The sequence below is a fragment of the Mycobacterium lentiflavum genome (genome assembly GCF_022374895.2).
Classification (GTDB): Bacteria; Actinomycetota; Actinomycetes; order Mycobacteriales; family Mycobacteriaceae; genus Mycobacterium; species Mycobacterium lentiflavum.
In genome coordinates this window covers 5224437-5244884 of the sequence record NZ_CP092423.2, presented here as the reverse complement: position 1 = coordinate 5244884, position 20448 = coordinate 5224437, and the positions used below count along the sequence as shown (strand labels likewise).

General features: G+C 66.0%; 22 protein-coding genes and 1 pseudogene. 10 read left to right on the top strand and 13 right to left on the bottom strand.

Translation table 11 applies throughout. From position 1 onward, the window contains the following. The first annotated feature begins 227 nt into the window (after window positions 1-227). Together MJO58_RS24420 and MJO58_RS24415 are read left to right on the top strand one after the other, a co-directional pair. Window positions 228-932, top strand: a complete 705-nt coding sequence (locus MJO58_RS24420; protein ID WP_090606907.1) for a DUF2334 domain-containing protein — start codon at window positions 228-230, stop codon at window positions 930-932. 50 nt (window positions 933-982) lie between these two features. Beyond that, window positions 983-2659 carry an FAD-binding dehydrogenase gene (locus MJO58_RS24415; protein ID WP_239721265.1) on the top strand — a complete coding sequence of 559 codons (1677 nt, stop codon included), beginning with the start codon at window positions 983-985 and terminating at the stop codon, window positions 2657-2659. Window positions 2660-2747: 88 nt separating this feature from the next. On the opposite strand, the gene MJO58_RS24410 is transcribed toward MJO58_RS24415, so the two are convergent. Then, complete coding sequence (locus MJO58_RS24410) at window positions 2748-3386, bottom strand: MBL fold metallo-hydrolase (RefSeq protein WP_090606903.1); 639 nt, start codon at window positions 3384-3386, stop codon at window positions 2748-2750. On the opposite strand from MJO58_RS24410, the pseudogene MJO58_RS24405 reads away from it, so the two are divergent. The 3 genes and pseudogenes from MJO58_RS24405 (at window position 3363) to purQ (ending at window position 5071) form a co-directional block, all read left to right on the top strand. After that, window positions 3363-4096 (top strand): annotated as a pseudogene (locus MJO58_RS24405) (ATPase). The gene MJO58_RS24410 and the pseudogene MJO58_RS24405 sit on opposite strands and share 24 nt — an antisense overlap. A 64-nt stretch (window positions 4097-4160) precedes the next feature. Then, window positions 4161-4400 carry a phosphoribosylformylglycinamidine synthase subunit PurS gene (gene purS, locus MJO58_RS24400; RefSeq protein ID WP_085223557.1) on the top strand — a complete coding sequence of 80 codons (240 nt, stop codon included), beginning with the start codon at window positions 4161-4163 and terminating at the stop codon, window positions 4398-4400. After that, entirely contained in the window at window positions 4397-5071 is a 675-nt protein-coding gene (gene purQ / locus MJO58_RS24395; RefSeq protein ID WP_090606897.1) for a phosphoribosylformylglycinamidine synthase subunit PurQ, read from the top strand. The genes purS and purQ overlap by 4 nt, the downstream gene beginning before the upstream one ends. A 125-nt stretch (window positions 5072-5196) precedes the next feature. Here the strand turns inward: purQ and MJO58_RS24390 are convergent, their stop codons facing one another. Continuing rightward, window positions 5197-5661: a hypothetical protein gene (locus MJO58_RS24390; RefSeq protein WP_090606894.1), complete on the bottom strand. Its 465-nt coding sequence runs from the start codon at window positions 5659-5661 to the stop codon at window positions 5197-5199. Between the two features lie 427 nt (window positions 5662-6088). On the opposite strand from MJO58_RS24390, the gene MJO58_RS24385 reads away from it, so the two are divergent. Beyond that, window positions 6089-6487, top strand: coding sequence for a VOC family protein (locus MJO58_RS24385; RefSeq protein WP_090606889.1), 399 nt, complete (start codon window positions 6089-6091; stop codon window positions 6485-6487). On the opposite strand, the gene MJO58_RS24380 is transcribed toward MJO58_RS24385, so the two are convergent. The 7 genes from MJO58_RS24380 to MJO58_RS24350 form a co-directional block, all read right to left on the bottom strand. Beyond that, entirely contained in the window at window positions 6484-6948 is a 465-nt protein-coding gene (locus tag MJO58_RS24380; protein WP_239721264.1) for a cupin domain-containing protein, read from the bottom strand. The two genes, MJO58_RS24385 and MJO58_RS24380, sit on opposite strands and share 4 nt — an antisense overlap. Window positions 6949-6967: 19 nt before the next feature. Then, window positions 6968-8413 carry a dihydrolipoyl dehydrogenase family protein gene (locus MJO58_RS24375; protein WP_239721263.1) on the bottom strand — a complete coding sequence of 482 codons (1446 nt, stop codon included), beginning with the start codon at window positions 8411-8413 and terminating at the stop codon, window positions 6968-6970. Between the two features lie 174 nt (window positions 8414-8587). After that, complete coding sequence (locus MJO58_RS24370) at window positions 8588-9277, bottom strand: haloacid dehalogenase type II (RefSeq protein ID WP_239721262.1); 690 nt, start codon at window positions 9275-9277, stop codon at window positions 8588-8590. 42 nt (window positions 9278-9319) lie between these two features. After that, window positions 9320-10369, bottom strand: a complete 1050-nt coding sequence (locus MJO58_RS24365) for a zinc-binding dehydrogenase (RefSeq protein ID WP_239721261.1) — start codon at window positions 10367-10369, stop codon at window positions 9320-9322. A gap of 133 nt (window positions 10370-10502) precedes the next feature. Next, the gene (locus tag MJO58_RS24360; protein WP_239721260.1) at window positions 10503-11153 is read right to left on the bottom strand and encodes a TetR/AcrR family transcriptional regulator; all 651 of its coding nucleotides are present in this window, start codon (window positions 11151-11153) and stop codon (window positions 10503-10505) included. Beyond that, window positions 11150-11851 carry a TetR/AcrR family transcriptional regulator gene (locus MJO58_RS24355; RefSeq protein WP_239721259.1) on the bottom strand — a complete coding sequence of 234 codons (702 nt, stop codon included), beginning with the start codon at window positions 11849-11851 and terminating at the stop codon, window positions 11150-11152. The genes MJO58_RS24360 and MJO58_RS24355 overlap by 4 nt, the downstream gene beginning before the upstream one ends. A 91-nt stretch (window positions 11852-11942) precedes the next feature. Continuing rightward, entirely contained in the window at window positions 11943-12812 is an 870-nt protein-coding gene (locus MJO58_RS24350) for an alpha/beta fold hydrolase (RefSeq protein WP_239721258.1), read from the bottom strand. A gap of 156 nt (window positions 12813-12968) precedes the next feature. Here MJO58_RS24350 and MJO58_RS24345 point away from each other — a divergent pair, with 156 nt between their 5' ends. Further along, the gene (locus MJO58_RS24345) at window positions 12969-14672 is read left to right on the top strand and encodes an MOSC domain-containing protein (RefSeq protein ID WP_239721257.1); all 1704 of its coding nucleotides are present in this window, start codon (window positions 12969-12971) and stop codon (window positions 14670-14672) included. Between the two features lie 59 nt (window positions 14673-14731). Here the strand turns inward: MJO58_RS24345 and MJO58_RS24340 are convergent, their stop codons facing one another. After that, window positions 14732-15532: a family 1 encapsulin nanocompartment shell protein gene (locus tag MJO58_RS24340; RefSeq protein WP_090606879.1), complete on the bottom strand. Its 801-nt coding sequence runs from the start codon at window positions 15530-15532 to the stop codon at window positions 14732-14734. After that, the gene (locus MJO58_RS24335; RefSeq protein WP_239723439.1) at window positions 15529-16596 is read right to left on the bottom strand and encodes a Dyp-type peroxidase; all 1068 of its coding nucleotides are present in this window, start codon (window positions 16594-16596) and stop codon (window positions 15529-15531) included. The genes MJO58_RS24340 and MJO58_RS24335 overlap by 4 nt, the downstream gene beginning before the upstream one ends. 10 nt (window positions 16597-16606) lie before the next feature. On the opposite strand from MJO58_RS24335, the gene MJO58_RS24330 reads away from it, so the two are divergent. After that, a complete protein-coding gene (locus MJO58_RS24330) occupies window positions 16607-17869 on the top strand; it encodes a M18 family aminopeptidase (RefSeq protein WP_239721256.1) in 1263 nt (420 codons plus the stop codon). Between the two features lie 34 nt (window positions 17870-17903). Then, window positions 17904-18251 carry a VOC family protein gene (locus MJO58_RS24325; RefSeq protein ID WP_090606873.1) on the top strand — a complete coding sequence of 116 codons (348 nt, stop codon included), beginning with the start codon at window positions 17904-17906 and terminating at the stop codon, window positions 18249-18251. Here the strand turns inward: MJO58_RS24325 and MJO58_RS24320 are convergent. After that, window positions 18245-18871 carry a TetR/AcrR family transcriptional regulator gene (locus MJO58_RS24320; protein ID WP_239721255.1) on the bottom strand — a complete coding sequence of 209 codons (627 nt, stop codon included), beginning with the start codon at window positions 18869-18871 and terminating at the stop codon, window positions 18245-18247. The genes MJO58_RS24325 and MJO58_RS24320 overlap by 7 nt on opposite strands. A 50-nt stretch (window positions 18872-18921) precedes the next feature. Here MJO58_RS24320 and MJO58_RS24315 point away from each other — a divergent pair, with 50 nt between their 5' ends. Then, window positions 18922-19992 (top strand): phosphotransferase, encoded by a 1071-nt coding sequence (locus tag MJO58_RS24315; RefSeq protein ID WP_239721254.1) that lies wholly within the window; start codon window positions 18922-18924, stop codon window positions 19990-19992. A 2-nt stretch (window positions 19993-19994) separates the two neighbouring features. On the opposite strand, the gene MJO58_RS24310 is transcribed toward MJO58_RS24315, so the two are convergent. After that, complete coding sequence (locus MJO58_RS24310; RefSeq protein ID WP_239721253.1) at window positions 19995-20390, bottom strand: nuclear transport factor 2 family protein; 396 nt, start codon at window positions 20388-20390, stop codon at window positions 19995-19997. Window positions 20391-20448 lie beyond the last annotated feature (58 nt).

Here is a 20448-nt window from a genome sequence, read left to right as displayed (position 1 = left end):
GAACCGTTTCTCTATCGCGACGCTGGTCCGTGTTTGCTCAGGCCGTACCGGCATGGCGCCCGCCCGGCAGCGCGCTACGCCGTGTGGCGGACATCGCGTCCGTGCCCAACTACGTTGCGCGAAGGCCGTATCGGGGCCGCGAGTGACATCCGGCATACGCGTCGATATACGCCTGCAGTCTGCGTGTCCTTCACTATCCCGACACCTGCGCTCGTCAAACTGCGGTTGTGGCTGGAAAACTGATCGTCTCGGTCTCAGGGATAGGCGAGCGCACCCTGGACGACGTCGAGGCGTTCTGCGCGCAAATGGATTCCCGCAAGGTGCCGGTTTCGTTGCTGGTGGCTCCACGGCTGTCCGGCGACTACCGGCTGGACCAGGACCCGCGCACCGTCGAGTGGCTTACCGCCCGGCGCGCCGGCGGCGATGCCATCGTGCTGCACGGCTACGACGACGCCGCCACCAAGAAGCGCCGCGGCGAGTTCGCCATCCTGCGGGCACACGAGGCCAACCTTCGGCTGATGGCAGCCGACCGGGTGCTCGAGCACCTCGGACTGCGTACCCGGCTCTTTGCCGCACCGGGCTGGACCGTCTCGCCGGGCGTCGTTAAGGCGTTGCCAGGCAACGGTTTCCGGCTGCTGGCCGATCTGCACGGAATCACCGACCTGGTCCGTCACACCAGCGTACGCACCCGCGTGCTCGGCATCGGCGAAGGATTCCTCACCGAGCCGTGGTGGTGCCGCATGGTGGTGCTGTCCTCCGAGCGGATCGCCCGTCGCGGCGGGATCGTGCGGGTAGCGGTTGCGGCACGCCAATTACGCAAGCCGGGGCCGCTGCAGGCGATGTTGGATGCCGTCGACCTGGCTTCGATGCACGGGTGCACGCCGACGGTCTACCGCTGGCGTCCCGACAAGGCGGTTCTCGACGCGGCCTGACCTCAGCCGGCTGATTAATCGCCGGGTGCGGGGCACTACCCTGATCCGACATGGGCGATTCTTCGGCGGCGGGCTTCGCCGCTGACGCGATTGTTGTCGGGGCCGGACTCTCCGGATTGGTGGCCGCCTGCGAGTTGGTGGACCGCGACTTGCGGGTGTTGGTCCTCGATCAGGAGAACAGCGCCAATCTCGGTGGTCAGGCCTTCTGGTCATTCGGTGGTCTGTTCTTCGTCGACAGCCCCGAGCAGCGCCGGCTGGGCATTCGAGACAGTCACGAGCTCGCGTTGCAGGACTGGTTGGGCACAGCGGCTTTCGATCGCGAAGAGGACTACTGGCCACGGCAATGGGCGCACGCCTACGTGGATTTCGCGGCCGGGGAGAAGCGCACCTGGCTGCGCGAACGGGGCCTGAAACTGTTTCCGTTGGTCGGCTGGGCCGAACGTGGCGGCTACAACGCGCAGGGGCACGGCAACTCGGTGCCCAGGTTCCACATCACCTGGGGCACCGGCCCGGCCCTGGTAGACATCTTCGCGCGGCAACTGCGGGATCGCTCCACGGTCCGCTTCGCGCACCGCCACCGAGTCGACGAATTGATCCTGGAAGGCACCGAAGGCGGCGCGGTGACCGGCGTTCGGGGTACCGTCCTGGAGCCGTCGACCGAACCCCGCGGCGTGTCATCATCGCGAAAAGCAGTGGGGCAATTCGAGTTTCGTGCCTCGGCGGTGATCGTCACCAGCGGTGGGATTGGCGGCAACCACGATCTGGTGCGCAAGAACTGGCCGAAGCGAATGGGTCGGGTGCCCGAGCGGATGCTCAGCGGCGTGCCGGCCCATGTGGACGGCAGGATGATCGGCATCTCCCAGCAGGCCGGGGCCCGCGTGATCAATCCCGACCGGATGTGGCACTACACCGAAGGCATCACGAACTACGATCCGATCTGGCCGCTGCACGGCATCCGGATCATCCCGGGCCCCTCGTCGCTATGGCTGGACGCGGCCGGTAACCGGTTGCCCGTTCCGCTGTATCCCGGGTTCGACACGCTGGGCACGCTGGAATACATCACCAAATCCGGATACGACTACACCTGGTTTATCTTGAACGCCAAAATCATTGAGAAGGAATTCGCCCTTTCCGGGCAGGAGCAGAACCCGGATCTGACCGGGCAGAGCGTGCGCGCGCTGGTGCGCAACCGGGTCAGCTCCGGGCCGCCCGGACCGGTCCAGGCGTTCATCGATCGGGGTGTGGACTTCGTCAGCGCAGATACGTTGGGCGAGTTGGTAACCGGCATGAACAAGCTGCCCAACGTGGCCCCGCTGGACTATGCCACGGTGGAGGCGGAGGTGACCGCCCGCGATCGTGAGGTCGCCAACAAGTTCACCAAAGACGGCCAGATCACCGCGATCCGGGCCGCCCGCGGATATCTGGGCGACCGGCTGGGCCGGGTGGTGGCGCCGCACCGGTTGAGCGATCCGAAAGCCGGGCCGATGATCGCGGTCAAACTGCACATCCTGACGCGAAAGACGTTGGGCGGCATCGAGACCGACCTGGGCGGGCGAGTTCTCCGAGACGGCGGCACCCCGTTGACCGGACTGTATGCGGCCGGCGAAGTGGCCGGGTTCGGCGGTGGCGGCGTGCACGGTTACCGCGCCCTGGAGGGCACCTTCCTGGGCGGCTGCATATTCAGCGGCCGCGCCGCCGGACGCGGTGCCGCCGACGACATCGGCTAGCGAGCGCGAGCGTTACGCGCCGAATGTCACGCCAGCGTGACGATGAACGGCGAACGTCACGCTGGCGTGACGTTCGAAGTCGCGGACGCTAGAAGCTGACCGCGCTTTCCTCGGGCAGCACCTGGAAGTCGGTGTCGGTCATCTCGGTGAACCGGCCGTAGTAGATACCCCTTGCCTCAGGGGCGACGATGCCCTGATGGATGGGCACCGCTCGCCTCGGAGAAACCGCCCGCAGGTAGTCGATCGCCTCGGCGATCTTCATCCACGGCGCCGCCGCCGGTGCGGCCAATACATCGACCGGCTCGTCGGGCACGAACAACGCGTCGCCGGGATGCATCAACCGCCCACGATGGTCGCCGTCGTCGACCAAATACGAAAGGTTCTCTATCACAGGGATTTCCGGGTGAATCACCGCGTGCTTTCCGCCGAGCGCCCGAATGGTCAGTTCACCGACTGTCAGCTCGTCCCCGGCGTGCACCGCTTGGAAGGGCGCATCGAGTTGCGCCGCGGTCTGCGAGTCGGTGTACAGGGCCGCGTCGGGATTAGCCTCGATCAGCGCGGGCAAGCGCGCCGGGTCGACATGATCGGGATGCTGGTGTGTGATCAGGATGGCGTCCAGGCCGGTGATGCCCTCGAAACCGTGTGCGAAGGTTCCGGGATCAAAGAGCACGCTAGTGTGGTCGAACTTGGCAAGTAGGCAGGAATGCCCGAAATGCGTCAGTTGCATGCCTACGATTGTGCCCTGACGGGGGTGGTCGTGTGCGGGTAGTTTTCGCGACGATACTGTTCGCCGGCGGCTTGGTGGCCGCCCTGATCTTCGTGGTCCCCGCATCCGCCGAACCCGAGACCTGCCCGCCCACCTGCGACCAGATTCCGGCCACCGCTTGGATGCAGCAGCGCGCCGTGCCGCTGAACTCCGCCTACAACTGGCCCGCACTGGCAGGGCTGGCGGTTCAGGTGACCGGGGCCGGCACCGGCCCGCGTTTCCGCTTCGAGGAGCTGTGCGCCGCACGGCCGCCGGCACAGGATCCGCGCGCCTCGGCGGTCGCGGCTCGCGCGACGGTGGATCACCCCGACGGCCAATGGCAACTGAAGGCCCAGATCGTGCACTGGCGCGGCGACACGGCTCGGGGTGGGGCCATCGCGTCCTCGGTGTTCGGCAATGCCGTCGCGGTGCTGCGTGGCTGCCAGCTGGGCGCGCCGCTGCAGTCGCCCTCGATCACCACCGACGAGCCGAACCGGATGGCCGCGGTGATCAGCGGGCCCGTGGTCATGCACACCTACCTGGTCGCACACGTCGCGAGCAGCACGATCAGCGAGCTGACACTGTGGTCCAGTGCGCCGCCACAGGTGCCGTGGCCGTCGATGGCGGACAACCAGGTGCTGGACTCGATGACGGCGCCGCTGTGCGAGGCGTATATCGCCTCGTGCCCGTGAGCCGCGCCCGGCAACGGCCGCCGGTAGAGTTGGCGCCGACAGCGACTCGTCAGGAGGAACGCCGGTGGCGCGGGTGATCGTTCATGTGATGCCCAAAGCGGAGATTCTCGACCCGCAGGGTCAGGCGATTGTCGGCGCGCTGGGCCGACTCGGGCATCCCGGGATCTCAGATGTCCGTCAGGGCAAGAGGTTTGAGCTCGAGGTCGACGATACCGTCGACGATTCCGCGCTCGCCGAGATCGCGGAATCACTGTTGGCCAACACCGTGATCGAAGACTGGACGATCAGCCGGGAGGTGCTGTGACGGCACGGATCGGTGTCATCACCTTTCCCGGGACGCTGGATGACGTCGACGCCGCCCGTGCGGTGCGCCGCGTCGGTGCGGAGGCGGTGAGCCTGTGGCACGCCGATGCCGACCTCAAGGCGGTCGACGCGGTCGTGGTGCCGGGCGGGTTCTCCTACGGCGACTATCTGCGGTGCGGTGCGATCGCCCGCTTCGCCCCGGTGATGTCCGAGGTGGTCTACGCGGCGGGCCGCGGTATGCCGGTGTTGGGGATTTGCAACGGTTTTCAGGTGCTGTGCGAGACCAGGCTGCTGCCCGGGGTGCTGACCCGCAACGCCGGTCTGCACTTCATCTGCCGCGACGTGTGGCTTCGGGTGGCATCCAACTCGACGGCGTGGACGTCGCGCTTCGAGCCCGACGCCGACCTGCTGGTGCCGCTGAAATCGGGCGAGGGACGCTATGTGGCGCCGGAGAGCGTGCTCGACGAACTCGAGGGCGACGGGCGGGTGGTCTTCCGGTACCACGACAACATCAACGGCTCGATGCGTGGCATCGCCGGCATCTGCTCGGCCAACGGCCGCGTCGTCGGGCTGATGCCACACCCCGAACATGCCATCGAAGCGTTGACGGGCCCCTCCGACGACGGGCTGGGCTTGTTCTATTCAGCGCTCGACGCCGTGCTGGCCGCCTGACGTCTTCCGCGCGGGAAGTCCTGCGGCAGCGGTATCCGATGCGGCTGCTCTCTCCGATCACCAGCCGGCTACGCGGACCGTGGGGCGCGATCCGCGCCGAGTTCGATGAGCCCCGGCCGGACGACTCAGCCGGCGTCTAACACCAACGGCTGCGAGGGGCACTCGGCTACCGAGTCCAGATCGGCGAAGAACTCGATCGCGGCGGCGATGGTGTGATCGATGTAGGTCGCCAAGTCGTCGAATTCGAGGGGCTCCCGAATCTTGCGGGAGCTGCGCGCGAGGACGCCGACCCGCTGCGGGTCAGAGGACCCGTGGACGGTCACCACGACGTCGCGGCTGCGCCGGTTCCACGAGTCGGCAAGCTGCGCCAGCTCGTCGCCGTCGGATGCGGGGAAGAAACACCCGGGCGTGACTTGAATCGTGAACTCGTCGCGGTGCCAACGAGAGATCCCGAGGTGGACATGCAGCCGCCGCGGCCGGGTGTTGGCGACGTAGAAGAATTCACCGTCGTGCTGGCCGCGGAAATAGCGGCTGCCACGTGTGCACAGGTAGCGTTCGATCAAGTCGGCGGACAACGCCTCAGTCGTCATGCGATCAATGGTGAGGCCTGGGGCTTTACGGACGCTTTGAGTCGAGCGATGTGTCGGCAAAGAAACTGGTGAGAATTTGCTGAGTTTGTAACGATCGGGTCACGCGAAGTGAACTGCCCTGCAACGGAATACGACCGAATCGTACAGGGCAGTATCCGCACCGGAACGTTCGACCAGTCGGCGACATTCTGCATGCTCATCCGTTTGCACTAGCACCTCGTAGCGGGGCATCAGCTCAGCATCATCGCCTGTGCCCGGTCGAGGGCCTCGGGCCAACGTGTTCGTGGCCATTGCGCCCGTCGCTTCAATCAGGGGAAAAATTTGCGGCCGACGGCGGTATCTCGACGGCCCGCTTACTCGTGCGGGTTAGCATCGGATGATTTTCGCGCACTGCCCGCTCGATGAGTGCGCACCTGGAGGGGTTGCCATGGGATTCGTCGTCGACCGGTTCGACCACATCGTCATCAATTGCCACGATGTCGAGGCCACCGCGGCGTGGTACGAGCGGGTTCTCGGCATGAGGCGCGAGACGTTCGGACCGTCGAACCGAACGGCGCTGTGCTTCGGAAATCAGAAGATCAACCTGCGGCCCGTCGGCGCGCTCGCCGACGATCCCGACTGGGTGACGGGGACCGTTGAGGCGGCCGGCTCCGAAGACTTGTGCTTCATCACCGATTCCAGTCCCGACGCGGTGCGTGCGCACCTGCACGCGTGCGGGGTCGAGATCACCGCGGGGCCGGTGACCAAGACCGGTGCGCTGGGGCCGATGACCTCGCACTACTGCCGGGACATCGACGGCAACCTCGTCGAAATCGCAGTCTACTAACCACTTTCGAGTGGATACAGAGCGGGCAGGTTGACCACGATGGCCTCCTGACTGCTGCGCGCGATCACCACCTCCGCAATCGTGTTCGGGTCGGGGTTCTCTTCCCGGTGCGGCAGATACGGCGGGATGAAGACGTAGTCGCCCGGCGCGGCCGTGATGCGCACCTCGGCGACGCCGTCGTGAAAGACGAACTCCGGGTTGCCGCTTCGCACATAGATCGCGGTCTCGGACTCGCCGTGGTGATGGTTGGACGAGACGGTCGCGGGTAGTGCGTGTGTCTCACCCATCCACAGCTTCTCGGCGCCGACCGACTTACCGGACAGAGCCGCAAAGCGGCGCAGTCCTTCCGACTGTGCGGTGTCGGAGCTGATGTCCGACGCCTTGATGTGGTGCACCCGGTTCTGCGACGCCTGCTGCTCGGCGTCGTCGAAGTCAGGGTGAAATCCATCAGCAGTGGCCATCTGCGCTCCTGTCGCTGTCTCAATTATCCGAATCCCGATAAGCCTCAAGGAATCTCAGCCACAGTTCGCTGATCGTCGGAAAGCATGGCACCGCGTGCCAGAGCCGAGCGATAGGAACCTGGCCGGCGACGGCGATGGTGGCAGAGTGCAACATTTCGGTGGCACCCGGACCGACCAAAGTCGCCCCGAGCAAATAACGCTGATCCTCCTCGACCACCATACGCGCTCGGCCACGGTAGCCGTCGGCGTGAAGTTTGGCACCCATGACGACTTCACCGATACCGATGTCGACGGTGCGTACCCGATGACCGGCCTGCACGGCCTGCTCAGCCGTCAGGCCGACGGCGGCCGCCTCGGGATCAGTGAAGAAGGCTTGCGGTACTGCAAAATGATCGGCCGTCGAGGCATGCGTACCCCAGGGCTTGGTATCCAGCGGTGCGCCCGTGGCACGGGCCCCGATCGCCGCGCCGGCGATGCGTCCTTGGTACTTGCCCTGATGCGTCAGCAATGCGCGATAGTTGACGTCGCCCGCCGCGTAGAGCCAGTCTTCCGAGACGGCTTTCACTCTGCAGGTGTCGTCGACCTCGAGCCAGCTTCCCGGCTCGAGGCCCACCGTATCCAGGCCGATGTCGTCGGTGAGCGGTGCGCGGCCCGTGGCGAAAAGCACCTCGTCGACTAGCAATTCGGTGTTGTCATCAAGTTCGAGGGTCACCGGTCCAGCCGGGTCGGACCGGCGAAGTGCCCGCACTGATACACCCAGGCGCAGATCCACCCCCGCGTCTTCCAGTCCCCGGCCGATCAACTCGCCCACGAAGGGTTCCATCCTCGGCAGCAGTCCCGATCCCCGAGCCAACAGCGTCACCGAGGCACCCAAGCCACGCCACGCGGTTGCCATCTCGACCCCGACTCCGCCGCCGCCGACGACCGCGAGGCGCCCCGGGACGTGGCTGCTGTCCGTCGCCTGACGGTTTGTCCATGGCCGGGCCTCGACGATGCCGGGAAGCTCGGGCAGTGCGGCCCGGCTTCCGGTACAGACCACGACCGCGTGCCGAGCACGTAACGTGACGTCGTCGCCGCTGGACTTCGACACGGTGACTAGTCGCGCCCCGCTCAACCGGCCGTGCCCGCGCACCAGTGCGGCACCGATTCCGGCCACCCAGTCGGCCTGGGCGCTGTCGTCCCAGTTGGTCACATAGCGGTTGCGTCGCCCGAACACACCGGACGGGTCGATCGGCCCCGTCACCGCCTCGCGGGCACCGTCGACGCGCCGGACATCGGCCAGGGCCAGGACCGGGCGTAACAATGCTTTGCTGGGTACGCAGGCCCAGTAGGAACATTCGCCTCCAACGAGTTCGCGCTCCACCATCGCGACCTGCAGGCCCGCGGCCCGGGCGCGCTCCGCGGCATTCTGCCCAATGGGTCCGGCCCCAAGGATCACCACGTCGAATTCTGCATCGGATGCCATCGTTGATCGCCTCTCGTTCGGTTGGTCGTGGCCGGCTCAGTTGCGTTTCATGGCGCTCAGTTGCCCAAAACGGCTGGGAGCACTGTGGTGATTACCCGGCGACACGGTGTGTACCGTTGTGAGGCAAACGAATGATGCGGCCATTGGGGTGCCGGATGGGTGCATGTGGGGGACTCAGCTCGGCTTCGTGATGAGTTGGCTGGCAAGCTCGTGCAGATCCTTGACCACGAGCGTCGGCTGCGGCAGCCCCTCGGCCCGCAGCGGGGAATTGCCCGGGCGGGTGACGAGCGCGGAGCTCAAGCCCACATTCTGCGCGCCGAGCAGATCCCATACGTGGGCGGCCACCATCATGCAATCCGCGGGTGCCACACCGAGTGCCTCGCAGGCGTGCCGGTAGACCACCGGCGATGGCTTGAAGGCGCGACACGATTCCACGCTGAGCTGTCGATCGAAAAGGGATGCCAGCCCGGCATTGTCCAGCGGCGTGGTGACGCCGGCCCGGTGCGGTGAGTTCGTCAGCGTCACCAATCGAAAACCGTTGTCGCGCAGCGTAGCCAACGATTCTGCGGCGTCGTGGTGCGCCGGCATGGTGCGCATCTGCTCTTGCAGGCGACCCGCGTCCGCGTCGGTGACCTGCACCCCGTGGCTGTCGGCCAGCATGTGCAGTACACCGCGACCGAGGGTGAAGAAGTCGACATAGCAATCGGCCATCGTGGCGGTCATCGAGTACGTGACGAGCTGGCCGAACCACTCACGAAGCACCCGCTGGTCGCCGAACAGCTCCCCGAAAAGCGGTGCGAGAGAATCGATATCGATCAACGTTTCGTTCACGTCGAAAATGAGGACAGACGGCGTCGTCGGCATGCCCAATGTTTTCCCAACTCCTGATCGGTGTCCAGTCCGCGGCTAGTCCAGCACCACGACGATCTTTCCGCCGGCTTCCCCGGATTCGGCCACTCGGTGAGCCTCGCGAATTTCGTCGAAAGAGAAGACGCGCGCGGGCTTGGCGTCGAGTTTGCCCTCGGCGATATCCCTTGCGATGTCACCCAGCGGTATGTCGGACACCTCGAAACCCGGGTTTCCGAAGACCGGACTGGCGAAGAAGCTGAAGCTCACGCCGCTGGCCATGCGGGCCAACGGGTTGAAGTCTGCAATGGGCGCGAGTCCGCCCAGCCATCCGGCGAGGCAAGCGGTGCCGCCCACGCGCAGCATGTCCAGGGAATCGAGGATGGTGCTGTTGCCGACCAGATCGAGCACCGCGTCGATGTGTTTGGCCTCGGCGATGTGAGCCGCAAGGTCGGGCCGTTCCAACTCGACGCGAGCGGCGCCGAGTTGCTCCAGCAGGGCAAAGCGCTTCTCGCTGCGCGCGGTGGCAATGATGTTGGCTCCGGTGATGACTGCCATCTTCAAAGCGGCCTGGCCCAACGCCGACGTCGCGCCCCTGACCACCAGTGTCTGCCCGGCTGTCAACTTGAGATTGCGAAACAGGCAAGTCCACGACGTCGCATACGTTTCCGGCAAGGCGGCCAGTTGTGACCAGGGCAGGTCGGAATCCATCAGGGAGACGTTCGCCGCGCGTACCCGGGTGTACTCCGCGTAGCTTCCGTTGATTGTTCGACCCAGGCCACCCATCAGTGCGGCTACCTTGGCGCCGACCGGAAATTCGCCGCCCGGGCACGAGTCGACGATGCCCACGCATTCGATGCCGCTGACTTCGGCCGCTTCGGCCCATTCTCCTCGGCGCATGTGTATTTCGGCGTGGTTGATACCGAACGCGTTGACTCGGATGACCACCTCGCCGGCCTTCGGCAGTGGTTTGGGGATCTCGGTGTGGACCAGGCGGTCCAGACCCCCAAACCCGGTGAGGATGATCGCCCGCATCGTGTCACCGCCGGGTTGCTCGCGTACCACTGCCGGAGCGGTCGGCAGTGCGGTCGCATTGCTTGTGGTGGTCATGAGCTGCCTCTTTCCAAATCGGCCAGCCGGACTTTGGACGCGCGCCCATAATAGTGGGCTGTATAACCCACTATTATGGGCTGCGCAGCCCAAAATTGTCCAGCCCGCACGTTGAGTCGGTCGGGCGTCTTGCTCAGGATTTGCGCTTGCGCGACGGCCTCTTTCGGCGATCGACTTCGAAAGAACGCACATAGTTGACGGCGGCATTGACGGCGACGCGCAGCGGTTCGGCCGCACCGGTGGCGTGGGTGAGCATCGCGCCGCCTTGATGCGCGATGACCAGTGATACGGCCAGATGCCGCGGATCGGCGTCGGCGCGCAGATCGCCGCGCCGGCGCATCGCGTCGATGCCGGTGCGGAACAGTTCGAGCCATTGGTCGTAGCCGTGCGCAAGGTCGTCGCGAACTTCGTCGTCGGCCTCGATCAGTTCGCCGGCCAGCGACCCGTACACGCAACCGCCCAACCGATACACGGTGTCGATGTCGTCGACGCAGGCGTCGGCCCAGGCCTGCAGCGCCTCGATGCTGTCCAGCCCGCCGAGTCGGGGTTGGGTATGAAACTCGATGACGTCGTTGCGGCGCGCCGCGATGACCTCACGGGTCAGGTCGCGTTTGTCCCGGAAGTAATGTGACATCTGCGACCCGCCCACCCCGGCGGAGCTACGTACCTCGTCGATGCTGGTGTTGGCCACGCCGCGCTGGAACATCAGCCGGGCGGCGGCCTCGACGATGCGTGCCCGCGTCACCTGCCCCTTGCGGGTGAACCGCGGCTTGCCCTCAGTCACGTTGTCGCCCTTGGCTTCGCACGCCGTCCGCGGGGACGTCGCGGGGGCCGGGGCGCACGTTCGTCGGGATCGGCGGCAAACATTCGCAGGTAGTTGACCGCGAACCGGGTGGCATCGGCGTGCGGCCAGGCCGCCCGATAAGTGAAGGCCAACGTGCCGCCGCCCTGGTGGGCGCAGATGATGGTGAGCGCCAGCTCTCGTGGATTGGCGCTCGGGATAAGGACTTTGGTGTCTTTCATCCGCGCGATGGCGGCCTCGATCAAGTCCACCCACTGCCAGTAGCCCTCCGCCAAGGTGGCGCGGGTCGCGTCGTCGGACTTGGCCAGCTGCGCGGTCAGCGCATGGTAGGTCGGTGTGCCGCCGGAGGTTCCGATGCGTCGCAGGTATCGCATGTTCAGATCGATCCACCGCTCGAAGTCGTCGAACGAGTCCAGGTCGCCGAGCGTGGGCTGGCGATGGAAGTCCAGAACGACGCCGATCTGCCGTCTGATCACCGCGCGAATCAATGCGCCCTTGTCGGCGAAATAGTGCGCGAGCTGAGAGCCGCTGACCGATGCGGCCTCGCGCACGTTCTCCATGTTGGAGGCCGAGAGCCCTTCGGTGACGATGAGCTGCGCGGCGGCCTGCACAATCCTGTCGCGGGTGGCACGCCCCTTGGCGGTCAACCGTTGTTCGTCTCGAACATCGGGATGGGCCATCGCGTCAGGCTAACTCGCGAACGCCGCTGACTATGGGATATGCAGCCCATTGTTATCCGCGCCGTTTATCCGCGCCGCCCGCGGACCCCGGTCAGGCGGGCACGCGAGCCTCCATGAATTCGCGGATCAACCCGACGACTTCGTCGAGGGCGGACTCCAGCAGGAAATGCCCGCCGTCGAGCAGATGAATCTGCGCCTCGGGCAGGTCGTCGGTGAACGCTTCGGCGCCGGCGGGCCCGAAGATCTCGTCGCCACGGCCCCACACCGCGAGCAGCGGAACCCGGCTGGCGCGAAAGTATTCGTGCACTTTGGGGTACATCGCAACGTTGGTGGCGTAGTCATGGAGCAGTTTTAGCTGCACCAGGTCATTGCCGGGCCGGGATAGCAGCGCGAAGTCGTGATGCCAGCACTCGGGGTCGACGAGCGTCTCGTCGGCCACGCCGGTGATGTATTGCCAGCGGGTCGCGTCCAAACTGAGAAATTGGCGTATCGGAGCCTCGGTCTGCGTGGTCGGGTTGGCCTGGTAGGCCCACACGGTCTTCCAAAAGCTTGCCACGAAGCCGGCGTCGTAGCCGTTGCCGTTCTGGCTGATGATCGCCGTGACGGCGGACGGCGCACGCAGCGCCAACCGCCATCCGATCGGGGCGCCGTAGTCCTGCACGTACAGGGCGTACCGATCGACCCCGAGGCTGCCCAGCAGGCCCGCGGTCAGGTCGGTCAGCGCATCGAAGGTGTAGTCGAACTCGGTGACGGCCGGGGCGTCGGAGAACCCGAAGCCCAGGTGGTCGGTGGCGATCACGTGGTAGCGGTCGGCCAGCGCCGGAATTAGGTGCCGAAACATACGGGAGCTGGTCGGAAACCCGTGCAAGAGAACCAACGCCGGCTTACCCGGGTCCCCGGCCTCGCGGTAGAACAGCCGATGGCCGTCGACGGTTGCGTAACGATGATGAACAGCCGGCATCAGAGTCCTCCCGCGGGACAATTTTTGGGATAGCTATCCCAGTATGCACCACAACGACGGGCCCGCCATAGGCTGCGCGCGCGAGTTGACCGCTCGGTTGCGCGAGAATACTCTGGGCCAACTATCCCAATGTGCGGCCGCGCTGAGGAGACGACAGTGGGCAGGCTTGTGTCGGTGAACGTGGGCATGCCCAAAAACGTGCAATGGCGCGACAAGACCGTCTACACCGGGATATGGAAGACGCCCGTCGAGGGACCGGTCATGGCGCGACGCCTCAACCTCGACGGCGACGGACAGGGCGATCTCGGCGGCCACGGCGGTGAGCAACGCGCGGTGATGGTCTACCAGACCGAGTCGTACGACTTCTGGAAAAGCTACCTCGAGCGCGACGATCTGGTGCCGGGACATTTCGGCGAAAACTTCACCATCACCGGTCTATCCGACTTCGACGTCTGCATCGGCGACCGCTACCGCATCGGCGACGCCGAATTCGAAGTTACCCAACCGCGGGTCACCTGCTTCCGGATCGGATTGCGTCTTGACGAGCCCGAGATGCCCAACCTCCTTGTCGCCCAACATCGTCCAGGGTTCTATTTCCGCGTGATCACCGAGGGCCACGTTCAAGCCGGCGACGACATCGTGCGGACCCGACGCGGTCGCCACGAGCTGTGCGTCGCCGATGTCGACGCGCTGTTATATCTGCCGAACAAAGATGCCGATACGCTTCGCAAGATCGTCGACGTCCCGGCACTGAGTCCGGGATGGCAGCAATCCTTCAACGACATGCTCGCCTCCGAGGCGCAGTCGGCTCCTGCCATCGGAGTTGAGCCGGGCTGGGACGGATTTCGGCCATTGCGGGTCACTGCAACACACCGCGAGAGTCCGGCGGTGCTGTCGATACGCCTTGCGGCCGACGATGGTGCCTCGCTGCCTCCGGCACTGCCGGGGCAATACCTCACGGTGCGGATTCCCGGCGCCGGCGATCCCGTACCGCTGCGCAGCTATTCGCTCTCGGGCAATCCCGCCGCGGGCGATCATTACCGCATCAGCGTCAAGCGTGAAGAACATGGCACGGCCAGTCGATGGTTGCATGCGCACATCGAACCCGGATCGGTCATCGAAGCCGCGGCACCGCGCGGCGCTTTCTACCTGGCCGACGACGACCGGCCGGTGGTCTTGATGTCGGCGGGAATCGGCATCACTCCGGTCTTGGCGATGCTGCACGCACTCGCGGCGACCCGCAGTGCCCGCGACATCTGGTGGCTGCACACCAACCGCAATCACGAGACTCAAGCATTTGCAACCGAAGTCACGAGACTGATCGAGTCGCTGCCGCACGCTCACCAGCAGGTGTTCTACACCGAGGTGCAGGGGCGGTTGGATCAGCCGGCCGTCGAGGCGCTAGGACTGCCGCCCGACGCCGCGGTGTATCTCTGCGGCCCAACCCAATTCATGACCGACATACGCGAGGCTCTGACTCTCGCGGGGCTCGACACGACGCGTATCCACAGTGAGCTCTTCGGTGCGCTGCCGCCGATCAATCCCGGCGTCGTCGACGTCGCCCCGCGCACCCCCCCACACCCACCGGCCGGGCCGCCGGGAACCGGGCCGTCAATTACCTTCGCGCGCAGCGGACTTACCGCCAACTGGTCGCCCGACTACGGCACCATCCTCGATTTCGCGGAGGCTTGTGACGTACCGACTCGCTTCTCTTGCCGAAGCGGTGTCTGCCATACCTGCGAGACGGGAGTCGTGGCCGGTACCACGAAATACGGACAAGTTCCGCTCGAGCCGCCGCCACCGGGAACGGTACTGGTCTGCACCGCGGTTCCGGACACCGACCTGGTGCTCGATCTATGACCGCCGGGCGCCCCGGCTAATCGGGGACTCGGCGAAAGCTGTTGCGGTGAAACGACTTCTTACGTGCCCAGCGCTACCGATGCCTCGGCGGTGTAGCACAGGAACGTCAGGGTCTCCTGCAGGTACAGCTGCACGGAGTCGGCGTCGTGACTGGTGTAGCCGATGGAGACGTCGGTGCCCAGCTGCAGATCGAAGTCACCGCCCCGGGTGGTCAGCACGAACGCGCCGTCGATGGCAGGCGCCCAGATGATGTCGCCGTTCACCAGCCGGTTGATGTGCTCGAGGATCGGATAGCCGTGCTCGGTGGTCTCGCTGACCTTGGTGTAGATGTCGGCAGACAGCAGAACCGAATACGGGCCGTCGACGCCGGCCAGCCGCAGCGCCGACAACGCCTGCGTGATGATGTCGGGAATCGCGCGCGGGTCGTCGGGCAGCATCAGTGCGGGATTCGAGCTGCAGTTGCGGATCCCGTCGATCGATGCGGCGGGGTAGCCCTCGAAGATGGCGCGGTCCTCGACGAAGGCCAGCTTCTTGGCGGCGGCTTTGACCGGATCCCAGTCGGAGTCTTGCGAGCCGCGCTCGACATTGTCGATCTCGTCGCGCGACAAGGTGAATGGAACCCGCAGGCGGACAAGCGGTTTGCTGGCCCGCAGATGCGCTACCACGCCTTCGGTGGGCGCCTGCACGTCCTCTAGGCGTCCGGTGCTCACCGCGGCGGTGATAGGACCGCCGGGCTCGCTCACGTCGACCACCCGGCGTCCCGCGATGTGCCGTTTGAACGTCCGTGTCGCTTCCAATTCGATTTCGGCCCAGGCGACGTCGGTGATCGGCGCTAGTTCGCGGTAAAGGTTGTTCTTCATTGAGTGGTTCCTTTCAGGCTGCCGATTGAAAGTGCACCGTCGTTCGCCGTGGATGGTTCCGGTCGCTCGGTCTCGACTGGAGCGGGAAGGGGTGGTGGATCGTCGAGGAAGTCGACGGTCGGGGAGAAGAACAGCCCGCCGGTGACGGCGGTGGAGAAGTCCAGGATGCGGTCGGTGTTGCCGGGCGGGTCGCCGATGAACATGTTGCGCAGCATCCGTTCGGTGACTTCGGGTGTGCGCGAATAACCGATGTAGTAGGTGCCGAACTCGCCGGCGCCGATTTCGCCGAATGGCATGTTGTGCCGAATGATCTTCAGCTCATTGCCGTCGTCGTCTTCAATGACGTTGAGCGCGACATGCGAGTTGGCCGGCTTGTCGTCAAGTTCGATGTCTTCCAGCTTGGTCCGGCCGATCACCCGTTCCTGTTCGGTCACCGACAGCGATTCCCATGCCGTCATGTCGTGTAGGTACTTCTGCACGTGGACATAGCAGGAGCCGGCGAATTCGGGGTCCTCATCGCCAATCATGCTCGCGCTGATAGCAATTGCGCCGTCGGGGTTTTCGGTGCCGTCGACAAAACCCAGCAGGTCGCGGTTGTCGAAGAATTTGAAACCGTGCACTTCATCGACGACGGTGACCGTGCCCGCCATCGATTTGAGAATGCGGCCGGCCAGTTCGAAACACACGTCCATCGTCTCGGCCCGAATGTGAAACAACAGGTCGCCGGCGGTGGCAGGCGCGGTGTGCCGCGGTCCGCTCAACTCGATGAACGGATGCAGGGCGGCGGGCTTTGTTGCCAGGGGAGGCCCGCCGAACAACCGATCCCAGGCATCCGAGCCAATCGAGGTGACCACCGACAGGCGCTTGGTCGGGTCGCGAAAGCCGATGGCGCGCACCAGCCCCGAGATGTCGGGCAGCGCGTCGTGGACGGTCGCTTCGCCGCCGGCGTCGATAGTGACCACCAGAAAAATCGCGGCCGGCGTCAACGGAGCGAGGATGGGCTGGGACTGAACCGTCGGCACTCTGCCGACCCTAGCGTGAACTGGGCGGTAACGAACAGCCATGATGTTGAGCATGTCGGCCAGCGCCGCAGGCCTCTGCGAATTCATCGACGCCTCTCCGTCCCCGTTCCATGCCTGCGCGGCGGCCGCGAGCCGGCTGCTCGCCGCCGGCTACACCGAACTCCGCGAGGCCGACCCCTGGCCCGCGGCGCCGGGGCGCTTCTTCACGGTCCGCGCCGGGTCGCTGGTCGCCTGGAACACACCCGGTCCCGACGGCGCGTTCCGGATCGTCGGTGCGCACACCGACAGCCCGAACCTGCGGGTCAAGCAACATCCGGACCGCGTCGTCGCTGGCTGGCAGGTGGTGGCGCTGGAGCCCTACGGCGGCGCGTGGCTCAACTCCTGGCTGGACCGCGATCTGGGGATCAGCGGCCGGTTGTCGGTGCGTGACGGCTCCGGGTTGGACCACCGGCTGGTGCGCATCGACGACCCGATCCTGCGGGTACCACAATTGGCCATCCACCTGGCCGAGGACCGCAAGTCGGTGACCCTGGACCCGCAGCGCCACGTCAACGCGGTCTGGGGCTCGAACGCACAAGGCGAAGCACGTGCGTTCGTGGACTACGTGGCCGAGCGCGCCGGGGTCGCACCGGCCGATGTGCTGGCCGCCGACCTGATGACGCACGACCTGACACCGTCGACGATCCTCGGCGCCGACTCGAGTCTGCTCAGCGCACCCCGGCTGGACAACCAGGCCAGTTGTTATGCGGGCTTGGAGGCGTTGCTGGGCGCCGAGCCGCGGGGCGCCGTGGCGGTGTTGGTGCTGTTCGACCACGAAGAGGTGGGGTCGTCGTCGGATCACGGTGCACAGTCCAACCTGCTGGGCACCGTGCTGGAGCGCATCGTGCTGGCGTCCGGCGGCAGCCGGGAAGACTTCCTGCGGCGGCTGCCGGTATCGCTGCTGGCATCGGCGGACATGGCGCATGCCACGCACCCGAACTACCCGGAGCGTCACGAGCCCGGCCACCTGATCGAGATCAACGGCGGACCGGTGCTCAAGGTGCATCCCAATCTGCGGTACGCCACCGACGGACGAACGGCGGCGGCGTTCGCGCTGGCCTGTCGGCAGGCCGGGGTGGCGTTGCAACGTTACGAGCATCGCGCCGACCTGCCGTGCGGTTCGACAATCGGTCCGCTGGCCTCGGCGCAAACCGGCATTCCCACCGTCGACGTCGGCGCGGCTCAGCTCGCGATGCACTCCGCACGCGAGCTGATGGGCGTGCACGACGTCGCCGCCTATTCCGCTGCGCTGCAAGCGTTTTTCTCGCCGCACTAGTCGAGCAGGTCGGTCACGCTTAGAGTCGACCGGTATGACGCTCAAAGTGGAGATGGTCACGTTCGACTGCGGCGATGCCGCGAAGCTGGCCAGTTGGTGGGCGGACCAGTTCGGTGGCACCACACAGGAATTGATCCCCGGTGAGTTCATCGCGGTGATGCGGCCGCAGGGGCCGCGGTTGGGATTTCAGAATGTGCCTGATCGCACGTCGGGCAAGAATCGGCTGCATCTCGATTTCGCCGCCGAGGACGTCGACGGCGAGGTGTCGCGACTGACGGCCGCGGGAGCGACCGAGGTGGGCCGACACCAGTTCAGCGAGAACTTTCGCTGGGTGGTGCTGGCCGACCCGGAAGGCAACGCCTTCTGCGTAGCGGGTCAGTGATTCGCGACGCCCTCGAATAGCGCGTCGACGAGCCCACCGAGCCCACCGAATCCGGCGTCCGCGGTCGGCCGCGTCAGCGCGTGGAAGAGCAGCGTGCCGACCAATGCTTGCGCGACGGCGTCGATGCCCGCGCCGGCGCGGAGTTCTCCGTCGTCGACAGCTTGGCGCAGGCGCGCCGTCAACCCGGCGAGCTGCGGCGCGCTCAATTGTCGATAGAGATCCTCGCCGTCGCCTGGGCGCGCGGCAGCCGCGGCGACGAGAGCTCGCACCAAGGCGGCATTCGACGGCTCGGCCAAGAACTGGGCATGCTCGGTCAGCCAGGTTTGCAGGTCGGCACGGATGTCGCCGGTCTCGGCGACCGGGAATGATCCCGATCCGCCGTAAGCCTCCAGGACCGCGTCGGCGACCATCGGCGCCTTCGATGGCCATCGCCGGTAGACAGTCTTTTTCCCCACGCCCGCCCGTGCCGCGACGCTTTCCATCGACAGTTCGGCGTAGCTGCTGGCGATGAGCAGTTCGCGGGTGGCGTCGAGGATCGCGTGATCCAGCCGGGCATCACGCGGACGACCGACCCGCTCGGTCGGCAGTGGCGGCGCTGCGCCGGCTTGGGCTACCTTCATGTACACAGCATAGGAAACGATACGTGTCGTTTCTAGGAAAGGACTCGCCGGTGAGTGCCACGTCGTTGTCGGTGCCGAAGACCTGGGACGAGATCACGCCCGAATGGATGTCGGCGGCACTGGCCGCGGACTTCCCCGGCGCCGAAGTGGACACGGTTTCCGTGCAGCTCCGCGACGACGGCACCAATCGACGCGCCCGGCTGGGCGTCACCTATCGCGCCGGGTCGGGGCCGGCGACCGTCTTCGTCAAGGCCGCCGATCCTGCCCATAAAGCGCTGATCCGGTTGACCAGCGGCATGTTCCATGAGCCACGGCTGTTCACCTGCGGGGTGGATCTGCCGCTCGAGCATCCCGCCGTCTATACCGCGCTGATCGACGAGGCCGACTACGACTTCGTACTGGTGATGGAAGACCTGCGCGCCCGGGGCGCCGATCCCCGCGACGGTAGCCGGCCGATGACCGTCGAGCAGGTCGCCACCGGCGTGCGTGGCCTGGCCCGCATGCACGGCAAGTACTGGGGACAACGGGTGCATCGCGAGCCGGCGCTGGACTGGCTCGAGCCCTTCGTGACGTGGGAGGGCATGCAAGCGGCGCCGTTACCCGTCGCACTGGAAAGTCGCGGCGCCGACGCACCCGCCGAGGTCACGTCGCTGACCATCGACGAGCTGATCGAGTCCATCTGGAAGCCCTACATCAGAACACTGACCACCTCGCCGCAGACCCTGCTGCACGGTGACCCCCACATCGGCAACACCTACCTGCTGCCCAGCGGAGAGGTCGGGTTCCTGGACTGGCAGGTGGCCCGGCGCGGCAACTGGTCGCTTGATCTCGGCTACTTCATTCAGGGCGCTCTGACCGTCGAGGACCGCCGGCGCAGCGAGCGCGCCCTCCTGCAGGAGTACCGTGACGCGCTCGCTTTGCCGGTCGACGAAATGCCCAGTGCGGCAGAGATCTGGTTGCGCTACCGGGCTTCGGTCGCGCACGGTCTGACCCTGTGGCTGGTGACCGCCAGCGCCGGCGAGTGGCAACGCACCGACGTCTCGGTTCCACTGGCGCAACGGTATTCGTTCGCCTATGCCGACCTCGACACCGCGTCGGCGCTCGCCGAGATCGCGGGCTGAGGTCAAACCTGCCCCAGGAACAGTGGGTCGTAACGGATCACGTTCTCCACGACCAGGCCGTCGCGAGTGCGCACCCGATCGAGGCCGCGGATCTGGAACGGGCCGTCCGGGCCGGTGCCGCGGCCGGTGTAGTGCAAGAACACCAGCTGTTCGCCCGCGGCGGAGCCGGCAACCGTCGCGCTGTCGACGACTTGGAGCTGCAAATCCGGTGCGGCATCGAGTATTTCGGCGATCTTCGCGGTGTATGCCGCGACCCCGCGGACCGGCTCGGCGTCGCCCGGCCAGTAGCCGACGATGTCGTCGGCCAAGACGTCCAGGCCGCGCGACAAGTCGGGAGCGGCCCAAAAGGCCGCGAACATTTCGGCGCTGAACTTCGGGGCGGATGCGACGTCGGTCATGATTCCTCCAATGGCTGGCGCTTCGATTGAGCGCGTTCGGCCCAAGCGTGTTCCGGCG

What these genes read in the sequence shown, in the direction of transcription:
- MJO58_RS24325 (WP_090606873.1), top strand. Translation starts at nt 17,904, where the DNA reads ATGACGCTCAAAGTGGAGATGGTCACGTTCGACTGCGGCGATGCCGCG.
- MJO58_RS24370 (WP_239721262.1), bottom strand. Translation starts at nt 9,277, where the DNA reads ATGCCGACGACGCCGTCTGTCCTCATTTTCGACGTGAACGAAACGTTG.
- MJO58_RS24390 (WP_090606894.1), bottom strand. Translation starts at nt 5,661, where the DNA reads ATGACGACTGAGGCGTTGTCCGCCGACTTGATCGAACGCTACCTGTGC.
- MJO58_RS24340 (WP_090606879.1), bottom strand. Translation starts at nt 15,532, where the DNA reads ATGAAGAACAACCTTTACCGCGAACTAGCGCCGATCACCGACGTCGCC.
- MJO58_RS24365 (WP_239721261.1), bottom strand. Translation starts at nt 10,369, where the DNA reads ATGACCACCACAAGCAATGCGACCGCACTGCCGACCGCTCCGGCAGTG.
- MJO58_RS24335 (WP_239723439.1), bottom strand. Translation starts at nt 16,596, where the DNA reads ATGGCTGTTCGTTACCGCCCAGTTCACGCTAGGGTCGGCAGAGTGCCG.
- MJO58_RS24380 (WP_239721264.1), bottom strand. Translation starts at nt 6,948, where the DNA reads ATGGCCACTGCTGATGGATTTCACCCTGACTTCGACGACGCCGAGCAG.
- MJO58_RS24310 (WP_239721253.1), bottom strand. Translation starts at nt 20,390, where the DNA reads ATGACCGACGTCGCATCCGCCCCGAAGTTCAGCGCCGAAATGTTCGCG.
- MJO58_RS24320 (WP_239721255.1), bottom strand. Translation starts at nt 18,871, where the DNA reads ATGAAGGTAGCCCAAGCCGGCGCAGCGCCGCCACTGCCGACCGAGCGG.
- MJO58_RS24375 (WP_239721263.1), bottom strand. Translation starts at nt 8,413, where the DNA reads ATGGCATCCGATGCAGAATTCGACGTGGTGATCCTTGGGGCCGGACCC.
- MJO58_RS24410 (WP_090606903.1), bottom strand. Translation starts at nt 3,386, where the DNA reads ATGCAACTGACGCATTTCGGGCATTCCTGCCTACTTGCCAAGTTCGAC.
- MJO58_RS24350 (WP_239721258.1), bottom strand. Translation starts at nt 12,812, where the DNA reads ATGCCGGCTGTTCATCATCGTTACGCAACCGTCGACGGCCATCGGCTG.
- MJO58_RS24385 (WP_090606889.1), top strand. Translation starts at nt 6,089, where the DNA reads ATGGGATTCGTCGTCGACCGGTTCGACCACATCGTCATCAATTGCCAC.
- MJO58_RS24330 (WP_239721256.1), top strand. Translation starts at nt 16,607, where the DNA reads ATGTCGGCCAGCGCCGCAGGCCTCTGCGAATTCATCGACGCCTCTCCG.
- MJO58_RS24415 (WP_239721265.1), top strand. Translation starts at nt 983, where the DNA reads ATGGGCGATTCTTCGGCGGCGGGCTTCGCCGCTGACGCGATTGTTGTC.
- MJO58_RS24355 (WP_239721259.1), bottom strand. Translation starts at nt 11,851, where the DNA reads ATGGCCCATCCCGATGTTCGAGACGAACAACGGTTGACCGCCAAGGGG.